This is a genomic window from Pseudomonas quebecensis (assembly GCF_026410085.1).
Lineage (GTDB): Bacteria > Pseudomonadota > Gammaproteobacteria > Pseudomonadales > Pseudomonadaceae > Aquipseudomonas > Aquipseudomonas quebecensis.
This window is the reverse complement of the sequence record NZ_CP112866.1, coordinates 5,268,041-5,293,853: the sequence shown is the minus strand read 5'-3', so window position 1 is coordinate 5,293,853 and position 25,813 is coordinate 5,268,041. Positions and strand designations below refer to the sequence as shown.

Annotated in this window: 28 protein-coding genes; 17 read left to right on the top strand and 11 right to left on the bottom strand. The window is 61.5% G+C overall.

Features of this window, described 5'->3' with window-relative positions; all coding sequences use genetic code 11:
- Positions 1-62: 62 nt before the first annotated feature.
- The gene (gene def / locus OSC50_RS24525; RefSeq protein WP_181077488.1) at positions 63-569 is read right to left on the bottom strand and encodes a peptide deformylase; all 507 of its coding nucleotides are present in this window, start codon (positions 567-569) and stop codon (positions 63-65) included.
- Positions 570-704: 135 nt separating this feature from the next.
- On the opposite strand from def, the gene OSC50_RS24520 reads away from it, so the two are divergent.
- The 3 genes from OSC50_RS24520 (at position 705) to tsaC (ending at position 3,267) form a co-directional block, all read left to right on the top strand.
- Complete coding sequence (locus OSC50_RS24520) at positions 705-1,481, top strand: peptidoglycan-binding protein (protein ID WP_266245219.1); 777 nt, start codon at positions 705-707, stop codon at positions 1,479-1,481.
- A 63-nt stretch (positions 1,482-1,544) separates the two neighbouring features.
- Entirely contained in the window at positions 1,545-2,639 is a 1,095-nt protein-coding gene (gene dprA, locus OSC50_RS24515) for a DNA-processing protein DprA (RefSeq protein WP_181077485.1), read from the top strand.
- 70 nt (positions 2,640-2,709) lie between these two features.
- Positions 2,710-3,267, top strand: a complete 558-nt coding sequence (tsaC, locus tag OSC50_RS24510; RefSeq protein WP_027608149.1) for an L-threonylcarbamoyladenylate synthase type 1 TsaC — start codon at positions 2,710-2,712, stop codon at positions 3,265-3,267.
- A 62-nt stretch (positions 3,268-3,329) separates the two neighbouring features.
- Here the strand turns inward: tsaC and OSC50_RS24505 are convergent, their stop codons facing one another.
- Entirely contained in the window at positions 3,330-4,307 is a 978-nt protein-coding gene (locus OSC50_RS24505) for a quinone oxidoreductase family protein (protein WP_266247443.1), read from the bottom strand.
- A gap of 176 nt (positions 4,308-4,483) precedes the next feature.
- Here OSC50_RS24505 and hemF point away from each other — a divergent pair, with 176 nt between their 5' ends.
- Together hemF and aroE are read left to right on the top strand one after the other, a co-directional pair.
- Complete coding sequence (hemF, locus tag OSC50_RS24500) at positions 4,484-5,416, top strand: oxygen-dependent coproporphyrinogen oxidase (protein ID WP_181077484.1); 933 nt, start codon at positions 4,484-4,486, stop codon at positions 5,414-5,416.
- Positions 5,416-6,234: a shikimate dehydrogenase gene (aroE, locus tag OSC50_RS24495; RefSeq protein WP_266245225.1), complete on the top strand. Its 819-nt coding sequence runs from the start codon at positions 5,416-5,418 to the stop codon at positions 6,232-6,234. The genes hemF and aroE overlap by 1 nt, the downstream gene beginning before the upstream one ends.
- Before the next feature lie 8 nt (positions 6,235-6,242).
- On the opposite strand, the gene OSC50_RS24490 is transcribed toward aroE, so the two are convergent.
- The 3 genes from OSC50_RS24490 to betC all read right to left on the bottom strand — a co-directional run bounded on the left by OSC50_RS24490 (position 6,243) and on the right by betC (position 10,340).
- Positions 6,243-7,811, bottom strand: coding sequence for a SulP family inorganic anion transporter (locus tag OSC50_RS24490; protein ID WP_266245227.1), 1,569 nt, complete (start codon positions 7,809-7,811; stop codon positions 6,243-6,245).
- A gap of 83 nt (positions 7,812-7,894) precedes the next feature.
- Positions 7,895-8,809 carry a choline ABC transporter substrate-binding protein gene (choX, locus tag OSC50_RS24485; protein WP_266245229.1) on the bottom strand — a complete coding sequence of 305 codons (915 nt, stop codon included), beginning with the start codon at positions 8,807-8,809 and terminating at the stop codon, positions 7,895-7,897.
- 16 nt (positions 8,810-8,825) lie between these two features.
- Complete coding sequence (gene betC / locus OSC50_RS24480) at positions 8,826-10,340, bottom strand: choline-sulfatase (protein ID WP_181077477.1); 1,515 nt, start codon at positions 10,338-10,340, stop codon at positions 8,826-8,828.
- Between the two features lie 103 nt (positions 10,341-10,443).
- Between betC and OSC50_RS24475 the strand changes: the two genes are divergently transcribed.
- The 6 genes from OSC50_RS24475 (at position 10,444) to OSC50_RS24450 (ending at position 16,127) form a co-directional block, all read left to right on the top strand.
- Positions 10,444-11,394: a choline sulfate utilization transcriptional regulator gene (locus OSC50_RS24475; protein WP_266245231.1), complete on the top strand. Its 951-nt coding sequence runs from the start codon at positions 10,444-10,446 to the stop codon at positions 11,392-11,394.
- Positions 11,395-11,425: 31 nt separating this feature from the next.
- Positions 11,426-11,752 carry a DOPA 4,5-dioxygenase family protein gene (locus OSC50_RS24470; protein WP_181077474.1) on the top strand — a complete coding sequence of 109 codons (327 nt, stop codon included), beginning with the start codon at positions 11,426-11,428 and terminating at the stop codon, positions 11,750-11,752.
- Between the two features lie 167 nt (positions 11,753-11,919).
- Positions 11,920-12,885, top strand: coding sequence for a 2-dehydro-3-deoxygalactonokinase (locus OSC50_RS24465; RefSeq protein WP_181077472.1), 966 nt, complete (start codon positions 11,920-11,922; stop codon positions 12,883-12,885).
- A gap of 1 nt (position 12,886) precedes the next feature.
- Positions 12,887-13,507, top strand: coding sequence for a 2-dehydro-3-deoxy-6-phosphogalactonate aldolase (locus tag OSC50_RS24460; protein WP_181077470.1), 621 nt, complete (start codon positions 12,887-12,889; stop codon positions 13,505-13,507).
- Between the two features lie 47 nt (positions 13,508-13,554).
- Entirely contained in the window at positions 13,555-14,703 is a 1,149-nt protein-coding gene (dgoD, locus tag OSC50_RS24455; protein WP_181077468.1) for a galactonate dehydratase, read from the top strand.
- Positions 14,704-14,816: 113 nt separating this feature from the next.
- Positions 14,817-16,127, top strand: coding sequence for an MFS transporter (locus tag OSC50_RS24450; protein WP_181077467.1), 1,311 nt, complete (start codon positions 14,817-14,819; stop codon positions 16,125-16,127).
- Between the two features lie 67 nt (positions 16,128-16,194).
- Here the strand turns inward: OSC50_RS24450 and OSC50_RS24445 are convergent, their stop codons facing one another.
- From OSC50_RS24445 to trpB, 3 genes are all read right to left on the bottom strand, one after another.
- The gene (locus OSC50_RS24445; RefSeq protein ID WP_253509865.1) at positions 16,195-17,853 is read right to left on the bottom strand and encodes an FAD-binding oxidoreductase; all 1,659 of its coding nucleotides are present in this window, start codon (positions 17,851-17,853) and stop codon (positions 16,195-16,197) included.
- A gap of 175 nt (positions 17,854-18,028) precedes the next feature.
- Positions 18,029-18,838: a tryptophan synthase subunit alpha gene (trpA, locus tag OSC50_RS24440; protein WP_181077464.1), complete on the bottom strand. Its 810-nt coding sequence runs from the start codon at positions 18,836-18,838 to the stop codon at positions 18,029-18,031.
- Positions 18,839-20,065, bottom strand: a complete 1,227-nt coding sequence (trpB, locus tag OSC50_RS24435; RefSeq protein WP_181077462.1) for a tryptophan synthase subunit beta — start codon at positions 20,063-20,065, stop codon at positions 18,839-18,841.
- 110 nt (positions 20,066-20,175) lie between these two features.
- Here trpB and OSC50_RS24430 point away from each other — a divergent pair, with 110 nt between their 5' ends.
- The gene (locus OSC50_RS24430) at positions 20,176-21,096 is read left to right on the top strand and encodes a LysR family transcriptional regulator (RefSeq protein ID WP_181077461.1); all 921 of its coding nucleotides are present in this window, start codon (positions 20,176-20,178) and stop codon (positions 21,094-21,096) included.
- On the opposite strand, the gene OSC50_RS24425 is transcribed toward OSC50_RS24430, so the two are convergent.
- Positions 21,069-21,395: an ElaB/YgaM/YqjD family protein gene (locus OSC50_RS24425; protein WP_034101663.1), complete on the bottom strand. Its 327-nt coding sequence runs from the start codon at positions 21,393-21,395 to the stop codon at positions 21,069-21,071. The two genes, OSC50_RS24430 and OSC50_RS24425, sit on opposite strands and share 28 nt — an antisense overlap.
- Before the next feature lie 156 nt (positions 21,396-21,551).
- Between OSC50_RS24425 and OSC50_RS24420 the strand changes: the two genes are divergently transcribed.
- Together OSC50_RS24420 and OSC50_RS24415 are read left to right on the top strand one after the other, a co-directional pair.
- Positions 21,552-21,767, top strand: coding sequence for a dodecin (locus OSC50_RS24420; RefSeq protein WP_076952195.1), 216 nt, complete (start codon positions 21,552-21,554; stop codon positions 21,765-21,767).
- Positions 21,768-21,880: 113 nt separating this feature from the next.
- Positions 21,881-22,105, top strand: coding sequence for a DUF1161 domain-containing protein (locus OSC50_RS24415; RefSeq protein ID WP_266245241.1), 225 nt, complete (start codon positions 21,881-21,883; stop codon positions 22,103-22,105).
- 62 nt (positions 22,106-22,167) lie between these two features.
- On the opposite strand, the gene OSC50_RS24410 is transcribed toward OSC50_RS24415, so the two are convergent.
- Positions 22,168-23,169: an LLM class flavin-dependent oxidoreductase gene (locus OSC50_RS24410; RefSeq protein ID WP_181077457.1), complete on the bottom strand. Its 1,002-nt coding sequence runs from the start codon at positions 23,167-23,169 to the stop codon at positions 22,168-22,170.
- 217 nt (positions 23,170-23,386) lie between these two features.
- Here OSC50_RS24410 and OSC50_RS24405 point away from each other — a divergent pair, with 217 nt between their 5' ends.
- Positions 23,387-23,818 (top strand): OsmC family protein, encoded by a 432-nt coding sequence (locus OSC50_RS24405; RefSeq protein ID WP_181077456.1) that lies wholly within the window; start codon positions 23,387-23,389, stop codon positions 23,816-23,818.
- Between the two features lie 145 nt (positions 23,819-23,963).
- Positions 23,964-24,203: a DUF1161 domain-containing protein gene (locus tag OSC50_RS24400; RefSeq protein WP_003233678.1), complete on the top strand. Its 240-nt coding sequence runs from the start codon at positions 23,964-23,966 to the stop codon at positions 24,201-24,203.
- Here the strand turns inward: OSC50_RS24400 and OSC50_RS24395 are convergent, their stop codons facing one another.
- Complete coding sequence (locus OSC50_RS24395; RefSeq protein ID WP_181077455.1) at positions 24,204-24,626, bottom strand: PA0061/PA0062 family lipoprotein; 423 nt, start codon at positions 24,624-24,626, stop codon at positions 24,204-24,206. It lies immediately after the preceding gene.
- A 109-nt stretch (positions 24,627-24,735) separates the two neighbouring features.
- Between OSC50_RS24395 and OSC50_RS24390 the strand changes: the two genes are divergently transcribed.
- Positions 24,736-25,779, top strand: a complete 1,044-nt coding sequence (locus OSC50_RS24390) for an aminopeptidase (RefSeq protein WP_181077454.1) — start codon at positions 24,736-24,738, stop codon at positions 25,777-25,779.
- Positions 25,780-25,813 lie beyond the last annotated feature (34 nt).

The following is a 25,813-nucleotide window of genomic DNA, read 5'->3' as shown; positions in this document are numbered from 1 at the left end:
CTCGGTTAAAAACAGTCACAAAAGAAAAAGGCTTGCCGCAGCAAGCCTTTGGAAGAAGGGCATCAAGCTTGCTGGCGATGCTTTTTTTCCAGCTTCTTCTTGATCCGGTCACGCTTGAGCGTGGACAGGTAATCGACAAACAGCTTGCCGTTGAGGTGATCGCATTCGTGCTGGATGCATACCGCCAGCAGGCCGTCGGCGATCAGTTCATACGGTTGGCCATCACGGTCCAGCGCCTTGATCTTCACACGCAGCGGGCGTTCGACGTTCTCGTAGAACTCCGGCACCGACAGGCAGCCTTCCTGGTATTCCCCCATCTCATCGGTCAGCGGTTCGAATTCGGGGTTGATGAACACCCGCGGTTCGCTGCGATCTTCCGACAGGTCCATGACCACGACACGCTGATGCACATTGACCTGCGTCGCGGCGAGCCCGATGCCAGGAGCTTCATACATTGTTTCAAACATGTCATCGACCAACTGACGAACCTTGTCGTCCACTACGGCCACCGGTTTGGCGATCGTGCGCAGGCGCGAGTCGGGGAATTCGAGGATGTTCAAAATAGCCATAAGCGTAATTGCTGCACATGTGAGGTAAAGGCAAATCGGCGGTGGGATGGACCCACACGGCCGGTGTGAAACGTTCGAAAGCCGCGATGGCCAAGGCATTTCACGCGAACGCACATAATAAAGGAGATTGACCCCATGAGGAAATCGCTACTCGTCTTGCTGCTGTGGGCCCCGTTTGCCATGGCGCTGATCCCGCCGCCAGGCCGGGCGCTCGACCCTTCGACACAACAGGCCATCCAGCGTTTTTTATTGCACAACCGCATTCTGGATACGCCCGAGGACCTGGACACCGCGCCCTATGTAATTGCCGCCGATAACGGGCGTGTCCTGGGGGCTGATGGTGAACGCGTGCATGCGCGCGGCGTGCTGGATCCGGCCCAACCCGGCTATGCCATTGTGCGACGCGGCAGGACCTATACCGACCCGCGCACGCGCGAGCTGCTAGGCGTGAACGCCGACGATATCGGCACCGCGCGCTTTGTCAGCGCGAGCGATCTGAGCACGCTGGTGGTGCAACGGGTGACACAAGAGATACGCCCCGGTGATCGCTTGCTGCGACTCCAGCCGGCTGTCGACCCGGCACGCCTGGTGACACCGGCGTCTTCGGCGTCCGTTGAAGGGCACATCATTGATATCCCCCGAGGTGTCACTCAAATCGGCGTGCTCGACGCCGTGACCCTGAACAAAGGGCGCCGCGATGGCTTGGTGGAAGGCCAGTTGCTGACGGTGATCAAGGCCGGTGCCCGCGTCCGGGATCCATTCAGCGGTTCGTCCGTAGCCCTTCCCGACACACCCGCCGGTACGCTGCTGGTGTTTCGCACCTATGAAAAGCTCAGCTTCGCTTTGGTACTCAGCGCCTCCCGGTCGTTGGCGGTCATGGACCGTTTCGAGGCTGTCCATGCTGCGCAATAAGTAGGTTGCTAAATAAGTTACCAACAGAGTTATCCACAGCTTGTTCCGGTCAAGGACGATCAAATGAATCCGATAAACAGCTATGCCATTTCCCCGTCAGAGCTGGAAGCTCGCCTGCGCCTGCACAGGCTGCCTGACGTCGGCCCGAAGCGTTTTCGCCTGCTGATAGAAGCCTTTGGCAGCGCCTCTAAAGCCATCAGCGCGCCCGCCGGTGCCTGGCGATCCCTGGGCTTGCCGCCCATCAGCGCCGATGCCCGGCGCAGTCATGAAATACGCGACGGGGCCAGCCAGGCACTGGCCTGGCTTGAGCGCCCGGACCAGCATTTGCTGATGTGGGACCAGCCGGATTACCCCGCCTTGCTCGCCCAGATCTATGACGCGCCGCCGCTGTTATTCATCGCCGGCGACCCTGCAATCCTGGAGAAACCGCAACTGGCGATGGTTGGCAGTCGACGTGCATCGCGCCCGGGGATGGACACCGCCGCTGCGTTTGCGCGCAGCCTGGCAGGCGCCGGTTTTGTCATCACCAGCGGCCTTGCGTTGGGTATCGACGGCGCGGCGCATCAAGCCGCGCTCGACGTGGGCGGCCAGACAATCGGCGTACTCGGCACGGGCCTGGAAAATTTTTATCCACAACGCCATCGTCGCCTTGCCGCGGCGATGATCGCCCAAGGCAGCGCGGTGGTTTCAGAATTCCCGCTGGACGCCGCGCCCCAGGCCGCCAACTTTCCACGGCGCAATCGGATCATCAGCGGCCTGTCCCTCGGCGTGCTGGTAGTGGAGGCCAGTATGGCCAGCGGCTCGCTGATCACGGCGAAACTGGCGGCCGAACAGGGTCGTGAGGTGTACGCGATCCCGGGGTCCATTCATCACCCTGGCGCCAAGGGCTGCCACCAGTTGATCCGTGACGGCGCGGTACTGGTGGAAACCATCGAACATATCCTTGAGGCCTTGCGCGGCTGGCAGGCCTTATCGTGCCCGGCGCCGATTGCGGTAGCCCATCCCCTGGTGGCCCTGCTGCGCGCCGCGCCGCACACCAGCGAAGCCTTGGCGATTGCCAGCGGGCGCCCTTTGGCCCAGTTGCTGGCGGCCCTGACCGAGTTGGAGCTTGAAGGCCAGGTGATCTGTGAAAACGGGCGCTGGTTCGCGCGCCGCTGAGCGTTTGTGCTGCTGGGTTTTGCAAAGAAGATCGGTAAACTGCGCAGAGCTTTAGTCGGAGAGTAAAACCATGGTCAACAGGTGGCGTGTGCTGGAAGCCGCACGAGAAATTCGCGCAGGCGCGGTGATTGCCTATCCAACCGAGGCGGTCTGGGGCCTGGGCTGCGATCCCTGGAATGAAGAGGCGGTAGATCGGCTGCTGGCGATCAAGAATCGCTCGGTGGACAAAGGCCTGATCCTGGTAGCGGACAATATCCGCCAGTTCGATTTTCTGTTCGAAGACTTCCCGGATACCTGGATCGAGCGCATGGCCAGCACTTGGCCGGGGCCTAATACCTGGCTGGTGCCACATCAGGATCTGTTGCCGGAATGGGTCACCGGCGTGCATGACACGGTGGCGTTGCGGGTCAGTGATCACCCGCTGGTGCGGGATTTGTGCGCGCTGGTGGGGCCACTGATCTCAACATCCGCCAACCCGCAGGGCCGTCCGGCCGCGCGTACGCGGATTCGCGTGGAGCAGTACTTCCGTGGCCAGGTGGACCTGGTGCTGGGTGGCGCCCTGGGCGGACGCAAGAACCCCAGCCTGATTCGCGACCTGGCAACGGGCGAGGTGGTTCGCCCGTCTTGACCCTTGCACCCGGCGTGTGGCGAGGGCGTTGGCCCATGCTGGCCCCCAGGCAACGCCGTGCGTCAAGGCAACAGGATGGTCGACCCAGTGGTTCTGCGCCCAGACAGCTCTGCCTGCGCCTTGGCCGCATCAGCCAGCGAATACCGCTGGTTGATATCAATGCGTACCTTGCCGCTGTGGATCATCGCAAACAGATCGTCGGCCATTGCCTGCAAATTTTGCGGGTTGTTGGCATAGGTCGCCAGGGTCGGCCGGGTTACATAGAGCGAACCTTTCGCCGCCAGAATCCCCAGGTTGACCCCATCCACCGCGCCCGACGCATTGCCGAAGCTCACCACCAGCCCACGCGGTGCCACGCTGTCCAGTGAGGTCAGCCAGGTGTCCTTGCCGACGCCGTCATACACCACCGGCACTTTTTTGCCGTCGGTCAATTCCAGCACGCGCTGTGCGACATCTTCTTTGCTGTAGTCGATGGTTTCCCACGCGCCGAGGGATTTGGCCACCGCCGCTTTTTCAGGCGAACTCACAGTACCGATCAACTTAACGCCCAGGGCCTTGGCCCATTGGCAGGCCAGCGAGCCCACGCCACCGGCGGCGGCATGGAACAGGATGGTCTCGCCATCCTTCAACTCATAGGTCTGGCGCAGCAGGTACTGCACCGTCAGGCCTTTGAGCATGGCGCCAGCAGCCTGTTCGAAGCTGATGCCATCAGGCAGGTGCACCAGGTTGGCGGCGGGCAGCACGTGAAGTTGGCTATAGGCGCCCAGCGGGCCGCTGCCGTAGGCCACGCGGTCGCCGACTTTGAACTGGGTGACTTCGCTGCCCACCGCATCCACCACGCCGGCCCCTTCCGCGCCCAACCCCGATGGCAGGGAGGGTGGCGCGTAGAGGCCGCTGCGGAAATAGGTGTCGATGAAGTTCAGACCAATCGCCTCATTACGCACGCGAACTTGTTGTGGGCCGGGTTCCGCCGGGGTGTAGTCCACATATTCAAGTACCTCGGGGCCGCCATGGGCACTGAACTGGATACGCTTGGCCATCTGCACTTCTCCTTGGGTCGTTTTCACGAAGGCTCCTATCGGACTCCTAAGCTTGATCTTCGTCAACTGCCGCGCACCTAAGTGCAGTGCTCATTAAGCGCGGTGGTATCCTGTGCGCCCATTTGCCGCCGACGCCTGATGGCCTCGCGTAGCTTTGCCCGATTCAAGGTGATGCCATGACTACCCGCACCGAGGCTGTAAAGGCCTACCTGCTTGACCTGCAAGACCGCATTTGCAGCGCCCTGGAAACCTTCGAGACGGACACTCGCTTTATCGAAGACGCCTGGACCCGGCCTGCCGGCGGTGGCGGTCGCACCCGCGTAATCGCGAACGGCACGGTGATTGAAAAAGGCGGCGTCAACTTTTCCCACGTTTTCGGCAGCGGCCTCCCCCCATCAGCCAGCGCCCATCGCCCTGAGTTGGCCGGTCGCGGGTTTGAAGCGCTCGGTGTGTCGCTGGTGATTCACCCGCACAATCCTCATGTGCCAACGTCCCACGCCAATGTGCGCTTTTTCATCGCGGAAAAAGAAGGTGAAGAAGCGGTGTGGTGGTTCGGCGGCGGCTTCGACCTCACCCCCTACTACGGCAACGAAGAAGACTGCGTCCACTGGCACCGCGTGGCCGAACGAGCGTGTGCGCCGTTTGGCCCCGACGTCTACGCGCGTTACAAGGCCTGGTGCGACAGCTACTTCCATATCAAGCACCGCAACGAACCGCGTGGCATTGGCGGCTTGTTTTTCGATGACTTGAACGAGTGGGGCTTCGACACCTGCTTCGCCTTCATCCGTGCCATTGGCGACGCCTACATCGACGCCTACCTGCCAATCGTGCAGCGCCGCAAGGCCATGGCTTATACCGAGCAACAACGCGAGTTCCAGGAGTTCCGTCGTGGCCGCTACGTCGAGTTCAACCTGGTCTACGACCGTGGGACCTTGTTCGGCCTGCAGTCGGGCGGGCGTACCGAATCGATCCTGATGTCGCTGCCGCCGCAGGTGCGCTGGAGCTATGACTGGAAAGCCGAGCCCGGCAGCGAAGAAGCGCTTCTGACCGATTACTTCCTGCAGGACCGCGACTGGCTCGGCATCGCGGCGCCCAAGGCGGCGAACTGATGGATCGCTATGTCGTCTTTGGCAACCCCATCGGCCACAGCAAATCGCCGCTGATTCACCGCATGTTTGCCGAGCAGACCGGCGAACTGCTGGACTACAGCACGATGCTCGCGCCGCTGGAGGATTTTACCGGCTGCGCCCGTGAGTTTTTTCACCAAGGTCGTGGCGCCAACGTCACCGTGCCATTCAAGGAAGACGCCTATCGCCTGGCGGATACCCTCACCGAGCGCGCCAAGCGCGCCGGTGCGGTGAACACCTTGAGCAAACTCGCCGATGGCACCCTGCTGGGTGACAACACCGACGGCGCTGGCTTGGTGCGCGACCTGACGGTCAACGCGGGGTTGAGCCTCAACGGTAAACGCATTCTGCTGCTGGGCGCCGGCGGCGCGGTGCGCGGGGCGCTGGAGCCGTTGCTGGCCGAGCGACCTTCATCGTTGATCATCGCTAACCGCACCGTGGAAAAAGCCGAATTGCTCGCCGAGTCATTCGACGACCTGGGCCCGGTGTCCGCCAGTGGTTTCGACTGGCTGCGTGAGCCGGTGGGCGTGATCATCAACGCCACCTCCGCGAGCCTGTCAGGCGATTTACCGCCGATTGCGAGCAGCCTGATCGAACCTGGCAGGACCTTTTGCTACGACATGATGTACGCCAGGGAATCCACCCCCTTCTGCCACTGGGCCACGCAGCACGGTGCCGCCGTCTCGATGGACGGCCTGGGCATGCTGGTGGAGCAGGCCGCCGAAGCGTTCTTCCTGTGGCGGGGTGTGCGCCCGGCATCGGCGCCGGTGTTGGCTGAATTGCGTCGACAGTTGGCCTGACATTCGCCTCAGTCTTCGAACTGGATGGGGCAGTGATCCGCCCCCTCCAGCTTCTTCAGTTCCTCGACCACCTGCGGTCTGGCCCGACGCAATGTCAGGCTGCGCCCCAACCTGCGCAGGCGCCGCGCTTCCTGGTGCAGCATTTCCACCCCGGAATAGTCGATAAAGTTGATCTGCTGTGCCTCGATCACCACACGCTGGCCCTGCAACCGCTGCAGGCGCACCTGCAGGTAGTGGCTGGCGCCGAAAAAGATCGAGCCACCGACGCGCAGCACATCCTCGTCGCCCTCCCGCCAATGCTGGACCCGCGGCTGCGAGGTGCGCTTGAGGTAGAAAAACAGCGAGGCCAGCACGCCGGCGTAAATCGCCGTTTGCAGTTCCAGCAGCAAGGTGGCGACGCAGGTCAGGCCCATCACTGCAAATTCGGCGCGGCTGACGCGGAACAATGCGCGAATACCGCGATGGTCCACCAGGCCCCAGCTGATCAGCAGGATGCTGGCGGCCATGCTGGGGATCGGGATATGTGAGATCAATACCGCGCCAAACAATGCGAACAGCGCCACCCACAGCGCGGAAAACACCCCGGCCAGCGGTGAGCAGGCGCCGGCTTCATAGCTGAGGCCGGAGCGGGTAAACGAACCGGCTGACAGGTACCCGGAGAAAAATCCGCCGATGATGTTGGATAAGCCCTGCGCGCGAACTTCCTGATTCGCATCAAGCAACTGTTGCGAGCGAGCCGACAGCGAGCGCGCAATCGACAGGCTCGTCACCAGCCCCAGCATGCCCACGGCCACGGCGCTCGGCAGCAGACGCAGGATCGTGTCCAGGTCCATCGGCAACGGGCTGAACGGCGGTAATTTGCCCACGAATGAACTGACCCGCGCCACCTGGGCGAACATCGCCGGCCACAACCAGGCCACCACACTGCTCAGGGCCAGGGCGATCAACAGCGTCGGCCAGCGTGGTTTCCAGTATTTGAGCAGTGCCCCCGCCAGCAATGTGCCAAGGCCCAGGGCGAGGGAGGCGTGGTCCCAGTCGCCGCTGTGCTCGATCAGCGCCAGCAGGCTGTTGATCGCCGTGGCCTGGCTGGGTAAATCCAGCCCCAGCAAGTTGGGCAGTTGCCCCAGCGCGATCACCACAGCGGCGCCCAAAGTGAACCCCAGCACTACGGAGTGGGAGACGAAATTGACCAGCGCGCCAAAGCGCAGCATGCCCAGCAGCCACTGGAAAACGCCGGCTATAAATGTAAGCAACAGGATCAGGGTGACGTAGTCCTGCGATCCCGGCACGGCCAGAGGACTGACACTGGCATAGAGCACGATGGAAATCGCAGCGGTCGGGCCGCAGATCAGGTGCCACGACGAACCCCAGAGGCAGGCGATCAGTACCGGGATGATCGCGGCGTACAGCCCGTATTCCGGTGGGAGGCCTGCGATCAGCGCGTAGGCAATCGACTGCGGCAATGCCAGCACCGCGCCACTGAGCCCGACCATCGCATCGCGGCCGACGCTGGCCCGGGTCTGCTGCGTCAGCCAGCTGAGGAAGGGAAAGAGTGTGTGGCGATTGAGCCGGGGCATTTATAACTCGGTTGAAAAGGTTTGAATAAGGGTATCAGTACACACTGAAGTGTGTGGGAGGGGCCCTCCCACAATGTCAGCCCTTAGAGTTTGGCTTTTACCGCCGGCAATGCCTCCTGACCGTCCAGGGTTTTTACGCCGTCGAGCCACTTGTCCAGCACCGCCGGGTTCGCCTTGATCCACGCCTTCGCCGCATCGGCATTGCTGACTTTGTTGTTGGCGACCTCGGCCATAATGCTGTTCTCCATCTCTTGGGTAAAACTCAAGTTGGTCAGCAGTTTTCCTACGTTCGGGCAGGCCTGTGCATAACCTTTGCGTGTCAGGGTATAGACGCTGCCGGTGTCACCGAAGTACTTCTCGCCGCCCTTGAGGTAGTGCATTTTCAGTTGCACGTTCATCGGGTGCGGGGTCCAGCCGAGGAACGTGACGAAGCGCTGTCTTTTCACCGCCCGCGACACCTCTGCCAACATCGCCTGTTCGCTGGACTCGATCAGTTTCCACTGGCCGAGGTCGAAGTCATTCTTCTTGATGATCTCCTGCAGCGAGATATTGGCCGGTGCGCCGGAGCCGATGCCGTAGATCTTCTTGTCGAACTTGTCGGCGAATTTATTCAAGTCGGCAAAATCATGCACGCCGGCGTCCCATACATAATCCGGCACGGCGAGGGTGAACTCGGTGCCGTCGAGGTTTTTCGCCAGTTGCACCACGTCGCCGTTGGCCACGAACTTGTCATAGAAGCCTTGCTGCGCGGGCATCCAGTTGCCCATGAACACATCCACCTGACCGTCCTTGAGCCCGCCGAACGTGATCGGCACCGCCAAGGTATCGACCTTGGGTTTGTAGCCCATGCCCGTCAGCAGAAATCCGGTGATGGCATTGGTCGCGGCGATGTCGCTCCAGCCTGGGTCGGCCATCTTCACCGTTTCGCAACGGGTGTCTGCGTACACGTTGGCACTGCTCAGCGCCAGGATGCCCAGTACTACTGTTAATTTTTGCATGGCCTTCCCTCTGTCGTTATTGGTCTTGGCAGGGTTGTGGATAACGTGCCTTGCGCTCCAGGTCGTCGAGGTCGATATGGTTGCGCATGTATTGCTGACTGGCGTCGACCAGTGGCTGGTGGTCCCAGCTCTTCAGCTTGCCGTGGGTCAGCGCCTCGAACACCAGGCGCCGACGGCGTTGGCTGGCGAGCACCTGCTGGTGGATCGCCGGGATGTCCCATTTAGCCCGCGCTTCACTCAAAAACGCCTCGAACAGTGTTCGGTGTTCCGGTGACTGACTGAGGTTTTCCCGCTCGTGCGGGTCGTTGTGTACATCGAACAGCAGACAAGGGTCGTCCTCGCTGTAGATGAATTTGTAGGCACCCCGGCGGATCATCATCAGCGGGCTGATGGTGCCTTCGGCCATGTACTCGCCGAATACTTCGTCATGGCCGCCCTGCCCTTGCAGATGCGGAACCAGTGAGCGGCCGTCCAGCGGCAGGCGTGGGTCCAGTTCGCCACCGGCCAGTTCCACCAGGGTCGGCAACAGGTCGGCGGTGGACACCGCGGCGCTGACCCGGCCCGCCGCGAATTGCCCCGGCGCGTACACCAGCAGCGGCACGCGGGCGGCCATTTCGAACCAGTGCATTTTGTACCAGAGGCCGCGCTCGCCGAGCATGTCGCCGTGGTCGCCGGAGAACACGATCAGGGTGTCGTCGGCCAGACCGGTGTCTGCCAGGGTTTGCAGAAGTTTGCCGACATTGCTGTCGATGTAACTGCACGCACCGAAGTAGGCGCGGCGGGCGTCGCGGATCTTATCCACAGGCAGCGGCTTGTTCCACAGGTCATAGACCTTGAGCAGACGCTGGGAATGCGGGTCGAGATCGCCTTGGGCCGGTGTAGCAGGCAATGGGATATCAGCGTCGTCGTACAAATCCCAGAACGGCTTGGGAATCGTGTACGGGTCGTGGGGGTGGGTCATCGATACGGTGAGGCAGAACGGTTGATTGCCGTCTTCGCGGATATGGTCGAACAGGTACTGCTGGGCCTTGAACACCACCTCTTCGTCGAAATCCAGCTGGTTGGTACGCACGCATGGGCCGGCCTGCAGCACCGAGGACATGTTGTGGTACCAGCTGGGGCGTACGTGCGGCTCGTCCCAGTTCACCGCCCAGCCATAGTCGGCGGGGTAGATGTCGCTGGTCAGGCGTTCTTCGTAGCCGTGCAATTGGTCGGGGCCGCAGAAGTGCATCTTGCCCGACAGCGCGGTGCGGTAGCCGAGGCGGCGTAGGTAGTGGGCATAGGTCGGTACATCGGCGGGAAAATCGGCCGCGTTGTCGTAGGCGCCGATCTTGCTCGGCAACTGGCCGCTGACCAGGGTGAAACGCGAGGGCGCGCACAGCGGGCTGTTGCAATACGCGGCGTCGAACACCACACCCTGGGCGGCGAGACGGCTGAGGTTGGGCAACTTGATCGGCGAGGCGCCGTAGAAAGGCAGCAGCGGCGCGGCCATTTGGTCGGCCATGATGAAAAGAATGTTCTTGCGCTTCATGGGTTATCGGCATTCCATAGGCGGTGTTTATGCCAATGAGCATGAGGCCCACGTAAAACGGGGTAAAGCCCATGAATTGCAATGTCTAGGATAAGCACAGCTTATGTATGAAGCGTTGGGTGATTTGTCTCTCGATTTGCTGCGCGCATTCGAAGCCGCTGCGCGCCACCGCAGTTTTACCGCCGCGGCGATGGAATTGGGCACCACCCAGCCGGCGATCAGCCAGCAGATCAAGCGCCTGGAAGAACAATTGGCGATCCGCCTGTTCGACCGCATCTACCGTGGCATCGAACTGACCGACGCCGGCGCGCTGTTGTTCGAGCACGTTCAGGGCGGCTTGCAGGCGATCAACCAAGGCTTGGGTGTTATCACCCAGCATAGCCAGCACGAAGTGCTGCAAGTGGCCACTGACTTCGCCTTCGCCGCCTACTGGCTGATGCCGCGCCTGCACCGCTTCCACCAGGCCAACCCGCAGGTGGATGTGAGCCTGGTGACCAGCGAACGCAACCACGCCACGTTGCGCAGCGATATCGACGTGGCGGTGCTGTTCGGCGATGGTCGCTTCAAGCAGGGTGACAGCCTGTGGTTGTTCAACGAGGAAGTCTTCCCGGTGTGCAGCCCGCAGTGGCTCAAGGCTCAGGCTACGCGAATAAGCGTGCAGGACCTGCCCGACTGCCCCCTGCTGCACCTGCGCCAGGAAAACAACAGCCAGTGGTTCGACTGGAGCGGCGTGTTTCGCGAGCTGGGCCTCAGCGCCGCGCCCACGCCAGGTCAGTTGCGCTTCGACAACTACACGCTGCTGATCCAGGCGGCGATCGCCGGCCAGGGCGTGGCCATTGGTTGGCGTCACTTGGTGGATAACCTGCTGGAACAGAACTGGCTGTGCCGGCCGTTCAGCGACACGGTCATTTCGCGCTTCGGCTATTACGTGGTGCAACCGCAGCGCAAACGCCGGGGGCAACTGGTGGAGCGCTTCGTCGATTGGCTGCTGGCCGAGCAAGCCAGCAGCGCGCAATCGCTGACCGGACTGGCCCTGCCCTCGATTGCGGTCTAGCATCTGGCGCACGTCGTCATCGGAGCCGGTCATGCACCGAATCAAGGGTTATCACGCTCATATCTACTTTGATGCCAACACGCTCGAGCAGGCGCGCGCCTTGTGCGAGGACGCGGCCAAGCTCTTCCCGCTGCGCATGGGCCGCGTGCATGAACGCCCCGTTGGCCCTCACCCCGACTGGAGCTGCCAACTGGCCTTTGACGCCGAATACATCGGCGTGATGCTGCCGTGGCTGGCGCTGCATCGAAATGGGCTGGTGGTGTTCCTGCATCCCAATACCGGCGATGACTTGAAGGACCACACCGACTACGCGATCTGGATGGGCGCGATGCGCGAGTTGGATCTGTCGGTTTTCTAACCTCTTCTTGAAGGATGCAAGTGCTGACATTCCCGAGGGTTTGTAGGACTTTGCTCGTCAATTTCCCACTATATGGGAGTCATATTTATATATTGAGATATTTCACGGCATAGGTTTATAGTCGCCCATCTGCTTTTTTCAGCACCCACTCATTTTCAGGTGAAGCGATGCAGGCGCAATTGATCGCGCTCGATTGGGGAACCAGCTCCCTTCGTGCTTACAAACTCGGCCCCGCAGGCGTAGTGCTGGAACAACGCTCGCTGGCGTCGGGCATCATGCATTTGCCCACAGAAGCCCGGGAAATTGCCGGCGTGCGCTGCGCCGACGGGTTTGAGTTGGCCTTCGATACGGCGTGCGGTGACTGGCTCGACGCCGAGCCACACTTGCCGGTGATTGCGTGCGGCATGGTTGGCAGCGCCCAGGGCTGGAGTGAAGCGGCGTATCGCAATACGCCGGTGGACGTTGCCAGCCTGGGCAAAGCCCTGCACGCCGTACGCAGCCTGCGTGGCGTGACGGTTCACATCGTACCCGGCGTGATCGAGCAAGGCGGCTTGCCCAACGTGATGCGCGGCGAAGAAACCCAGGTGCTGGGCGTGCTGCGCAGCCTGCCGACCGGCGGTGAAGTGTTGATCGGCCTGCCCGGCAGCCACTCCAAGTGGGTCGAGGTGGTCGGTGGTTGCATCACCCACTTCGATACCTTCATGACCGGCGAGGTGTTCGCGATTCTCGGCAAGCACAGCCTCCTCGGCCGCACGCAGCAGACACCCGAACGCTTCCAGGCCGACGCCTTTGATCGCGGTGTGCAAGTGGCGCGCTCCCAGGACGGCCAGCGCGGTCTGCTGTCGACCCTGTTCAGCGCCCGCACCCTGGGCCTGACCGGCGAACTTGCGGCCGATCAGCAACCGGACTACCTCTCCGGCCTGATGATCGGTCATGAGCTGGCCGGCCTGCCCGACCGCGCCCGGCATACCCCGATCATTCTGGTCGGCGCCGGCGCTTTATGCGCGCGCTACCAACGCGCCCTTGCCCTCTGCGGTTTTGCCCATGTCAGCTTGGCCGAAGAAGCCACCGAGCACGGCCTGTGGCAACTGGCCGTGGCAGCCGGGCTCACTCAACCTGTATCGGAGGCCTGACATGCTCAAGCAAGCACTCGCACAAAACGGTCTGATCGCAATTCTGCGCGGCCTGCGCCCGGACGAAGCCCAGGCGGTCGGCCAGGTGCTGTACGACGCCGGTTTTCGCGTGATCGAAGTTCCGCTCAATTCACCGGACCCCTACACCAGCATCCGCACCCTGCGCGACAGCCTGCCCGCCGATTGCCTGATCGGCGCCGGCACCGTGCTGACGCCCGAGCAGGTGGAGCAGGTAAAGGCCGCCGGTGGCCAGGTGATCGTCATGCCCCACAGCGATGCCAAGGTCTTGCGCGCTGCCAAGGCGGCTGGCCTGTACCTGTCGCCGGGCGTGGCCACGCCCACCGAAGCCTTTGCCGCACTGGGCGAAGGCGCTGACGTCTTGAAGCTGTTCCCGGCCGAGCAAATGAGCCCGGCGGTGATCAAGGCGTGGCTGGCGGTATTGCCGGCGGGCACGTTGCTGCTGCCGGTGGGCGGTATTACCCCGGACAACATGCAGGTGTTCACCGACGCCGGCGCCAAAGGGTTCGGGCTGGGTTCCGGGTTGTTCAAACCGGGTATGACCGTGGATCAGGTAGCGAGCCGCGCCCAGGCTTATGTCGCCGCCTGGAAAGCCCTGAGCTGAGTTCAAGTTCCGCGCCCCTGGCGCTGCATCTACAAGAGAGATAACAGATGAAAATCACCAAACTGACGACCTTTATCGTCCCGCCTCGCTGGTGCTTCCTGAAAATCGAAACCGACCAGGGCGTGACCGGCTGGGGTGAACCCGTGGTCGAAGGCCGCGCCCATACCGTGGCCGCCGCCGTCGAAGAATTGTCCGACTACCTGATCGGCAAAGACCCGCGCAACATCGAAGATATCTGGACTGTGCTCTATCGCGGCGGCTTCTATCGTGGCGGCGCGGTGCACATGAGTGCGCTGGCCGGTATCGACCAGGCTCTGTGGGACATCAAGGGCAAGGCCCTCGGCGTGTCCGTCAGCGACTTGCTGGGTGGCCAGGTGCGCGACAAGATCCGCGTGTACTCGTGGATCGGCGGCGACCGCCCCGCCGACACCGCCCGCGCCGCCAAAGACGCCGTGGCCCGCGGCTTCACTGCGGTAAAAATGAACGGCACCGAAGAACTGCAATTCCTCGACAGCTTTGAAAAGGTCGACCTGGCCCTGGCCAACGTCGCCGCCGTGCGTGATGCGGTCGGCCCCAACGTCGGCATTGGCGTCGACTTCCATGGCCGCGTGCACAAGCCAATGGCCAAGGTGCTGATGAAGGAGCTGGACCCGTACAAGCTGATGTTCATCGAAGAGCCGGTGCTCAGCGAAAACTACGAAGCGCTCAAGGAACTGGCGCCGCTGACCAGCACCCCGATCGCCCTGGGCGAGCGCCTGTTCTCGCGTTGGGACTTCAAGCGTGTGCTGAGCGAAGGCTATGTCGACATCATCCAGCCCGACGCGTCCCACGCGGGCGGCATCACCGAAACGCGCAAGATCGCCAACATGGCCGAAGCCTATGACGTGGCCCTGGCCCTGCACTGCCCGCTGGGCCCGATCGCGCTGGCGGCGTGCCTGCAGCTGGATGCGGTTTGCTACAACGCGTTTATCCAGGAGCAGAGCCTGGGCATCCATTACAACGAGAGCAACGACCTGCTCGACTACGTGCGCGACCCCGGCGTGTTCGACTATGACCAGGGCTTCGTCAAGATCCCCAACGGGCCGGGCCTGGGCATTGAGATCAACGAAGAGTACGTGATCGAACGGGCTGCCATCGGCCACCGCTGGCGCAACCCGATCTGGCGCCACGCCGACGGCAGTTTCGCCGAGTGGTGATGCTCATCTGAAGACACCCGGTAAAAAATCTGGGAGGGGGCAAGCCCCTCCCATATCAAATCGATTTCTTCAGTAAGACTTGTCCTCAATAAACATAAGAAGAGACTTCCCCCATGCAACCTGAATCCTTGACCGGGCAGGCTCCTTTAGTCACGCCCAGCCGAAAGCGCTACTTCATCATGGTGCTGCTGTTTATCACCGTGGTGATCAATTACCTGGACCGCAGCAACCTGTCGATTGCGGCCCCCGCCCTGACCAGTGACCTGGGCATTGACCCGGTGCATGTCGGCCTGATTTTCTCGGCGTTCGGCTGGACCTACGCCGCCATGCAGATCCCCGGCGGCTGGCTGGTGGATCGGGTGCCGCCGCGCATCCTCTATACCGTGGCCCTGCTGCTGTGGTCCATTGCAACCGTCATGCTCGGCTTTGCCGCCAGCTTCATCGCCCTGTTTGTCCTGCGCATGGCGGTCGGTGCGCTGGAAGCGCCGGCCTACCCGATCAACAGTCGCGTGGTCACCAGCTGGTTTCCCGAGCGTGAACGCGCCACCGCGATCGGCTTCTACACCTCCGGTCAATTCGTCGGGCTGGCGTTTCTGACGCCGGTGCTGGCCTGGCTGCAGCACCACTATGGCTGGCACATGGTGTTTGTGGTCACCGGTGGCGTCGGCATCCTGTGGGCGGCGATCTGGTACGCGGTGTACCGCGAACCACGTGATTTCAAAGGCATCAACCAGGCCGAAATCGACCTGATCCGCGACGGCGGCGGGCTGGTGGACCTCAGCACCCAAGCGGCCAAGACCAAGGCGCCGTTCAGCTGGGTCGACCTGGGGATTGTCCTGAGCAAACGCAAATTGTGGGGGATTTACCTGGGGCAGTTCTGCCTGAACTCCACGCTGTGGTTCTTCCTGACCTGGTTCCCGACGTATCTGGTGAAGTACCGCGGCATGGACTTCATCAAGTCCGGCATGCTCGCGTCGCTGCCGTTTCTCGCGGCATTCGTCGGAGTCCTGTGTTCCGGGCTGTTTTCCGACTGGCTGATCCGTCGCGGCGCAAGCGTGGGCTTTGCGCGCAAGTTGCCGATCATCAGCGGGCTGCTGATCTCCACGGCGATCATCGGCGCCAACTTCGTCGAATCGACCCCGCTGGTCATCGCCTTCCTGGCTGTGGCGTTCTTCGGCAATGGGCTGGCTTCGATCACCTGGTCGCTGGTCTCCACCCTCGCCCCGGCGCGGTTGCTGGGCCTGACCGGTGGGGTGTTCAACTTCATCGGCAACCTGGCGGCGATTACCACGCCAATCGTTATCGGCTTCCTCGCCAGCGGTGATTCGTTTGCGCCGGCGATCACTTACATTGCAGTGCTGGCGTTGTTGGGGGCTTTGTCCTACGTGCTGCTGGTGGGCAAGGTCGAGCGCATCGAGCTGTAGGCCAGTCATCGCAGTGGCGAGGGAGCAACTCCCTCGCCACAGTCACAGTCGTCAGACTCGCCCGTTGTTACGCGTGCGGCACCGACATTTCATTGCGGAACACATTCAACGGGTCCCATCGCTGCTTGGTTCGGCGCAGGCGGCTCTCGATGATGGTGTTGGGGAAGAAGATCCCATACCACGAGGGGTTCTTGCCATTCGCCGGATCGCCGCCGAGATAGGTCATGTCCAGGTCCGGGTAGTTGATGTAGCAGCCCTCGAACTCCGGATCGTCCGGCACGCCGTTGGTGAATGCCGCGTTGAAAAGCCCACGGATCCAGTCGGCGTGGGCCTGGTCCGCCCCGTCGTCCGCCGTGTGCCAGTAACATTGCGGCTGCCACTTGAGGTACGAGGAGCGCTGAGCGGCGGATGTCTGCGCCAGGATCGGGCCTTCCATCTCGTTGATGCGCCCGCCGAACGATTGGATCTGGATCAGGCTCTGGGTCAACTGCTGCTCAGGGTCCGGCCAGTTCAGCGTGGCCCAGATCGCATCCAGCACGCGCTGGGTGAATTCGCCTTTCTGATACGCCGATTTATAGCGACCGCGTTGATTGTCACCGGAGCCGTTGAGCGATTGGGTGGCGTACAGCCAGTCCAGTTGCCGCGCCGCTTTTCGGGCATCCTGCAGAGAAGTAATGCGGCGCCCCCTTTGCCCATCGCGCGGTTGATGCACCACGTGGAACGGCACCAGCGACTGCCTCGGGCTCACGCCCACGGCGGTCAGTAGGCTGAGCACGAAGTCGTCGAAGGGTGCCCGGTCATCGAGTTGACCGTTCTTGTCGACATAGTGAATACCCAACGTCACGTTGCCGGTATTGAGGTGGCGCATCTCCAGCTTGGTCGACAGGCCCCAGGTATTGGGGTTTGCCTGATTGTCCGCGAACCATTTTTGATAGGCCCGCAGCAGGCGCTCCAAAGCCGGACGGGTCAGTTGCGCCCAATCCCATTCCAATGCCAGCCAAAGCACCTGAGTGGGCGCCGGTGGCAGGGCCTTGAAGTAATAACTGGTAATAATGCCGAACTGCCCACCTCCGGCACCGCAGCAAGCGGCGAACAGGTCCAGCTCAGCGCTATCGGTGCTGTCCCGGGACACATGCACAGGCACAAGGCCCGTTCCACCGACGTTGGCCACCAGCAGGTCAACGCCGTCCAGCCAGTCGCAGACCAGCCCGTGTTTGCGCGACAGCAACCCATAACCGCCGCCGCAGATATGCCCGCCAAGCCCCACCGAATAGCAGGAGCCGCTTGGCAGGGTTTTATTTGCCCTCTTATAAAGTGCGACGGTGGTGTCCCAGTTCTGGCAACCGGGTTCCAGGCGGACGCTGTAGCGACGAGGTGAGCCCGGCACCAGCATTGACCCTATCTGTCCGGACGGGTCGTAGGCGACTTGGTTCATTTGCCCGATATCCAGGATCGACAGGCTCTCGTGCGGCACTCCGGGCATCACGTTAGCGACAAACCCTTCATAACAATGACCGCCACTTCGCACCGTGATGCGGCCATTGGGCATGGCCAAGGCTTGCGCGGCGGCGTCGATGATGTCCTGCGGGTTGTGGCACAGGTAGATAAGGTTGGCGCCATTGGGCGAGGATTGGCCCTGGACGTTGCCCAGCGGCCAGCGCAGGTTGAAACCCTTCTGCAAGGCGGCATGACGGGGGTCTGAAGGCGGGACGAGATCAAATGCCATGATGTGCTCCGTGGGAGACGATAATGACTTCTGATGCAACTAACTTAACGACCGACAGCGCAAGAACGGCGGGGCTTGCAGAGGTGGTTAGACAGCAATAGGCACGAAGTGCGTTGAAGGTGGGGCGCAATGCCCACCTTCAGCCTAGCCTAGATCAGTCGGGAGCCTGAGGCCTTTACTTACGAGCGTTACGTACACCTTCCGACAACGCTGCGCAGTGGCTGAGCACACCATCGATAGCCTGCCGGTCGCTGCCGGCGGTGGCGATGTGATCGATCAACGCCGAGCCCACCACCACACCGTCCGCCAACCGGGCGATGGCGGCGGCCTGTTCCGGTGTGCGAATGCCGAAACCGATGCTGATCGGCAGGTCGGTATGGCGGCGCAGGCGTGTCACGGCTTCTTCGACATGTTCCAGGGTGGCGGCGCCGGCGCCGGTCACGCCGGCCACCGACACGTAATACACAAAACCGGAGCTGCCGTTGAGCACGGTCGGCAGGCGTACGTCATCGGTGGTCGGTGTGGTCAGGCGGATGAAGTCGATGCCTGCGGCCTGCGCCGGGTCGCACAGCTCGCGGTTATGCTCAGGTGGCATGTCTACCACAATCAGGCCGTCTACCCCGGCGTTCTTGGCATCGGCGATGAATGCAGGCACGCCGTATTTGTGGATCGGGTTGAAATAGCCCATCAATACCAACGGTGTTTCGTCGTTGTCCTTGCGGAACTCACGCACCATCTGCAGGGTTTTCGCCAGGTTCTGCTTGGCCTCCAGCGCGCGGATGTTGGCCAGCTGAATGGCCGGCCCGTCCGCCATCGGGTCGGTGAAGGGCATGCCCAGTTCGATCACATCGGCGCCGGCGCCGGGCAACCCTTTGAGGATCGCCAGCGAGGTGTCATAACCCGGGTCGCCGGCAGTGACGAAAGTCACCAGGGCGGCGCGGTTTTGTTCCTTGAGTTGCGCAAAGCGGGTTTGCAGGCGGCTCATTCAGTGTTTCTCCTGCTGGGACTGTTCCATGTGATGCATCACGGTCTGCATGTCTTTATCGCCACGGCCGGACAGGTTAACCACCATCAGGTGATCTTTCGGCAAGGTCGGTGCGCGTTTGAACACTTCGGCCAAGGCATGGGCGCTTTCCAGTGCAGGAATAATCCCTTCCAGGCGGCAGCATTTGTGGAAGGCGTCGAGGGCTTCGTCGTCGGTCACCGAGGTGTATTGGACGCGGCCGATGTCATGCAACCAGGCGTGTTCCGGGCCGATGCCGGGGTAGTCCAGGCCGGCGGAAATCGAGTGGGCGTCGATGATCTGGCCATCGTCGTCCTGCAACAGGAAGGTGCGGTTGCCGTGAAGTACGCCGGGTACGCCGCCGTTGAGGCTGGCGGCGTGCTTGCCGGTCTCGATGCCGTGGCCGGCCGCTTCGACGCCGATGATGTCCACGCTCTTGTCGTCCAGGAACGGGTGGAACAGGCCCATGGCGTTGGAGCCGCCGCCGATGCACGCCACCAGGCTGTCCGGCAGGCGGCCTTCCTGGGCTTGCAGCTGCGTGCGGGTCTCCTTGCCGATCACGGCCTGGAAGTCGCGGACCATTGCAGGGTATGGGTGTGGACCCGCTACGGTGCCGATCAGGTAGAAAGTGCTGTCGACGTTGGTGACCCAGTCGCGCAGGGCTTCGTTCATGGCGTCTTTGAGGGTGCCGGTGCCGGCAACCACCGGAATCACTTCGGCGCCCAATAGCTTCATGCGGAACACGTTGGCCTGCTGGCGCTCGATGTCGGTGGTGCCCATGTAAATCACGCATTGCAGGCCGAAACGCGCGGCTACCGTGGCGGTGGCCACGCCGTGCATGCCGGCGCCGGTCTCGGCGATGATGCGTTTTTTGCCCATGCGTCGCGCCAGCAGGATCTGACCGATGCAGTTATTGATTTTGTGCGCGCCGGTGTGGTTCAGCTCTTCGCGCTTGAGGTAGATCTTGGCGCCGCCGCAGTATTCGGTCAGACGTTCGGCAAAATACAGCGGGCTTGGGCGACCAACGTAGTCGCGCTGGAAGTAGGCCAATTCCTCGTTGAACGCCGGATCAATCTTGGCCGCTTCGTATTCGCGGGCCAGGTCGAGGATCAACGGCATCAGGGTTTCAGCGACGTAGCGGCCGCCGAACGCGCCAAACAGGCCGCTGGCGTCTGGGCCGTTGCGTAGGTCGGTCTGGGACTGAGTCATGGGACGCTCCAGGAAAGAATTCGTGTGGGAAGCAATGTGGGCCACTCTACCCCTCACATCCGCGGCTGAAAACCGATAAGATCGCTGCAACCTGTCAGGAAAACTCACAGATGAGCCGAGACCTTCCACCCCTCAACGCCCTGCGCGCGTTTGAAGCCACCGCGCGCCTCAACAGCGTCAGCCAGGCCGCTGAGCAACTGCATGTGACCCACGGGGCAGTCAGTCGCCAATTGAAGGTGCTCGAAGAACACTTGGGCGTCAGCCTGTTCGTCAAGGAGGGGCGTGGCCTTAAACTCACAGATGCGGGCGTGCGGCTGCGCGATGCCAGCGGCGAAGCGTTCGAGCGTTTGAGAGACGTGTGTGCGGAACTCACCCAGACCGGCGCCGACGCCCCCTTCGTACTCGGCTGTTCGGGCAGTTTACTGGCACGCTGGTTGATTCCGCGCCTTGGCCGCCTGAACGCTGACTTGCCGGACCTGCGCCTGCACTTGTCGGCGGGTGATGGTGATCTGGACCCGCGTCGTCCGGGGTTGGATGCGTTGCTGGTGTTCGCCGAACCGCCGTGGCCGGCCGATATGCAGGTATACGAGTTGGCCAGTGAGCGTATCGGCCCGGTCATGAGCCCGCGATTCAGCGGTTATGAGCGTCTGCGTCAGGCGCCTGCGTCGGCGTTGTGCGGTGAAGCGCTGCTGCACACCACGTCACGGCCCCAGGCGTGGCCCAGTTGGGCGCAGCAATACGGCATCGCACCGAATGCGTTGAAGCACGGGCAAGGGTTCGAGCATTTGTATTATTTGCTGGAGGCGGCTGTGGCCGGGCTGGGGGTGGCGATCGCGCCGCAGCCGCTGGTGGCGCAAGATCTGCTGGCCGGTCGCCTGGTGGCGCCTTGGGGGTTCAGCGAAACCCCGGCGCACCTGGCATTGTGGCTACCCAAGCGCGCCGCGGATGGGCGCGCCCGGCAGCTGGCGCAATGGCTCAAGACAGAGCTGTCGCGCCAACCGATTCAGTCACCGCGCTTGCACAGCAAGTAAGCCGCCAGCAGACCCAGCGCGCCAACGGCAACGCCGGCAGTGGTCCAAGGGTGCTCTTGCGCGTAATCGCGAGTTGCCACGCCGGTTTCGCGCAATTTCACTTTGCTTTCTTCATAGGCATCGGTGATCAGATGACGGGAGTGCTTGAGCGCATTCTCGGCATTGCTTTTCAGGGCCTTCAAGGTTTTGCGCGACTCATCCGACGCATCGTCCTTGAGGCTTTCAAGGGACTTGAGCAGGCTCGAAATCTCGGCTTCCATGCTTTCCAGCGACGCTTTGCGTAAAGAAGTGTTAGCCATGTGGATTCTCCTGAAGTGATTGAGTGGCGTGTGTAGATACCGACTGCTGGGTTTTCAGAAAGTGCAGTAAATCTGAACTTTCAGGTAGGAACGGTCGCCTGAAGCAGTACGGATATTGACTGCTAGGCTTCTTAAACATCCCTCAGGAGAAACCCCATGACCGATCACCACACTTACAAAAAAGTTGAACTGGTAGGTTCGTCCACCACCACTATCGAGGATGCGATCCAGAACGCATTGGCCGAGGCCAGCAAAAGCCTCAAGCACCTGGAATGGTTTGAAGTGACTGAAACGCGCGGTCATATCGAAGATGGCAAGGTCGCCCACTATCAGGTCACTCTGAAGGTGGGATTCCGAATTGCCAGCAGTTGATCCTGTGAGTTGAACTTGCTGACTGGCCGATTGCCATAACCTGCGCTACAACGTTCGGGTGCCGATGCCACTGCGTCGGCACGTTCTATTGGATCAGCGCAAGGAAGTAACGGATGAAGAAGCTTCTGTTAGCCGTAGGTTTGTTGAGCCTGGCAGGTACCGCCCTGGCGGCGGGCAAGTCGTGTGAAGACCTCAAAAGTGAAATTGCGGCGAAAATCGACGCCAAAGGGGCTTCGGGCTATTCGCTGGAAGTCGTCGACAAAGGCGCTTCTACCGACGCCAAATTGGTCGGCACTTGCGAGGGTGGCACCAAGGAAATCGTCTACAAACGCGGTTAACCCCGTGTTGCAGACATAAAAAACCGACGCGGGTGCGTCGGTTTTTTTTCGACTGGGTTAGGTCAGCCCTTCATCAACTGCGCCAGCAACTCGTAGGAATGAATCCGGTCCGCGTGCTCGTACAGGTCGCAGGTGAAGATCAACTCATCCGCGCCGGTCTGTTCGATCAGCACCTCGAGCTTGGCGCGAATCTTCGCCGGGCTGCCGACCATGGCCAGGCCGAGGAAGCTGCCGACCGCGTCCTTTTCATGGGGCAGCCATAGGCCATCCATGCTTTTCACCGGTGGGCGCTGCACCAGACTTTGGCCGCGCATCAGCGCGAGAATGCGCTGGTAGACGGAGGTCGCCAGGTAATCGGCCTGTTCGTCGGTATCGGCCGCCACCAGCGGAATGCCCAGCATCACGTAGGGTTTGTCCAACACAGCCGAAGGCTTGAAGTGATTGCGGTACACGCGAATCGCTTCGTGCATTAAACGGGGTGCGAAATGGGAGGCGAAGGCGTAGGGCAAACCACGCTCGCCGGCCAGTTGCGCGCTGAACAGGCTCGAACCCAGCAGCCAGACAGGCACGTTGGTACCGGTGCCGGGGACGGCGATAACCCGTTGGTCGGGGGTGCGCGGGCCCAGGTAGGCCATCAGTTCGGCCACGTCCTCGGGGAAATCGTCAGCGCTGCCGGAGCGCTCACGGCGCAGGGCGCGGGCGGTCATCTGGTCGGAACCGGGGGCGCGACCCAGGCCCAGGTCAATGCGGCCCGGGTACAGGCTTTCGAGGGTGCCGAATTGCTCGGCGATTACCAGCGGCGCGTGATTGGGCAGCATCACACCGCCGGAACCGACACGAATCGTCGAGGTGCCACCGGCCAGATACCCCAGCAACACCGAAGTGGCCGAGCTGGCGATGCCGTCCATATTGTGGTGTTCGGCTACCCAGAAACGGTTGTAGCCGAACTTTTCCACATGCTGAGCCAGGTCCAGGGAATTGCGCAGCGATTGTGCCGGGCTACCATTGGCGCGTACGGGCACCAGGTCGAGGGCGGAAAACTTAACGTCGGACAGCGATTTCATAAGCCTGCTTCTCCAATTGAGGGCGCAGGCTTTTAAGACGAACCAAAACCTGCCGCTTCATGTGCATCCTCCATGCAATGAGGGCATATACCCGAGATTCAATAGCTGGCCTGAAATTTCCTACTAAACTGCTGGGTTTCTCTTACAAGATGAACTTTGCCCGAGCATCTATCCTCAGAACCTTACTGAAGCAAAACCACCGTTCGAGGAGAAAGCTATGAGTATTGTTAAAAAGGCATCCGCGCATTGGGAAGGTGATCTGAAGACTGGTGTGGGCTCCATCTCCACCGAAACCGGTGTGCTGCGCGAAGCGCCCTACGGCTTCAAGGCCCGTTTCGAGGGCGGCAAGGGCACCAACCCGGAAGAGCTGATCGGTGCGGCCCATGCGGGCTGTTTCTCCATGGCGTTTTCCATGATTCTGGGCGATGCGGGCCTCAAGGCCGACAGCATCGACACCCAGGCCGACGTGACGCTGGATCAGGTCGAAGGGGGTTTTGCGATCACCGCCGTACACCTGACGCTCAAAGCCAAGATCCCAGGCGCCAGCCAGGCGCAATTCGATGAATTGAGCAAAAAGGCCAAGGAAGGGTGCCCGGTGTCCAAGGTTCTGAATGCAACCATCACTCTGGATGGCACGCTGGTTAACTGACACAACAGGTCCAAGGTGGGAGGGGCAAGCCTGCTCCCCCACTTTGTGCTGCGTTAAATAAGAACTCCCGTTTCGCACCTGTGGTCCTATACCCTATGCAGCCTAGGCGCACACTCGTGCGCAATGCATTCAGGGAGCTTCAACCATGAAACGTTTTGCCTTGGCGATCATCTGCGGTGTGTTGGCCACATCGGCCGTGGCCGCTCCAAAAGATTGTGAAGAGCTCAGGAAAGAGATCGAAGTGAATATCCAGGCCAAGGCGATTCCGTCCTACACCCTGGAAATCATCACCGCCGAAGAAGCCAAGAACCACGACAGTGCCATGATTGTTGGCTCGTGCGAAAACGGCACCAAGCGCATCATCTACCAGAAGAACAACGACTGATCAGAGGCAGTTCACACTGCGTTCCTCTGCCAGCAACTGGCGGGCGGAGTCATACAGTCGGATGTTGGGCGTAAAGGCCAGCGAGCGGCCTTCCAGCACATAGCGTTGGCCAGCCTGGAAGTGGTCGTACTGCAACGTCATGAAGCAGGTTCGATATTGCATCTGGCTGAGCCCTCCCAGCCCGCCACCCGCCGGTACCTCAAAGTCAAAGCGCACCATCAGCTCGTGGGCGCCGGTTGGTATCTGGAAGTAGCGTCCGTCTTCGAGATTCTTGCCGTCCAGACGCTGTGCCATCAACAGTTTGGCGCCTGGTGTGGGGGTGATGAAATCGACCCATGCCTGATGCGGGTCGGCGGGCGGTACCGGTGTCGTTGTGCAGGCACTCGAGAGCAAGGCAACAACGGCAACTAAGAACAGGCGCATGGCAGAGTCTCAATGCAGGGGGACGTTTGAGTATAAACACCTCTGGACGTGGAAAATTCCCGCGCGGCACGCCAGTCTGGCGCACAGGGTATCCAGGAGCAGTCGGAACATGATCAGGCGTTTACTTACAGGGGGGTTGGCCGTGCTGCTCGGCGGGTGCTCCAGCGTCAGTTACTACAGCCAATTGGCGAGCGGCCAATGGCAGTTATTACGTGCCCGCGAGCCGGTGGCTCAGGTAATAAGTGACCCGACGCGCCCGCAGGTACTGCGCGACCACCTGGTGCAAGCACAAAAAGCGCGCACCTTCGCCAGCGAACACCTGCACCTGCCTGACAACCTGAGTTACCGGTTGTACGCAGACATCGGCCGCCCCTATGTGGTCTGGAATGTCTTCGCCACGCAGGAATTTTCTCTGACGCCTCAAAACCATTGCTTTCCCATCGCCGGCTGTGTGGCCTATCGCGGCTATTACAACCAGGGCGCGGCGCGTGGCGAGGCGGCGGTGTTGAAGTTACAGGGCATGGACGTGGCAATCGGCGGCGTGGAGGCGTATTCCACTTTAGGATGGTTCGATGACCCGATCATGAATTCGATGATGAACTGGGGCGACGAGCGGCTGGCCACGTTGATTTTTCATGAGCTCGCTCACCAGCGTTTCTATGTGAAAGACGACACTGAGTTCAACGAGTCGTTTGCCACCTTTGTCGAGCAGGAAGGCACCCGCCAGTGGCGGGCTGCGCGCAGCCTGGCACCGCTCAGCGATGCACAGGCGCAGCAACGTGACCAGTTTATCCGCTTGATCCTGGACACCCGTCACCGCCTGGAAAAACTCTACGCGCAGCCTCTGGCCCCGGACGTGATGCGTCAGGCCAAAGCGGCGCAGTTCGAGCAATTGCGCCGCGACTACCGGCAACTGCGCGACACCCAATGGGCCGGTGACAAACGCTATGACGCCTGGGTCAACCAGCCTATGAACAACGCAAGGCTGTTGCCGTTCGGGCTGTATGACCAATGGGTGCCGGCGTTTGCGGCGTTGTTTGCGCAGCAACAGGGGGATTGGGTGAAGTTCTACGCCGCGGTGGAAAAGTTGGGCGAGTTGCCGGTGGTGCAGCGCAAGGCTGCGTTGAGGCAGTTGGAGGGCGTGGGCCTGTAGGGCCTCATCGGGGGCAAGCCCCGTCCCACCTTTT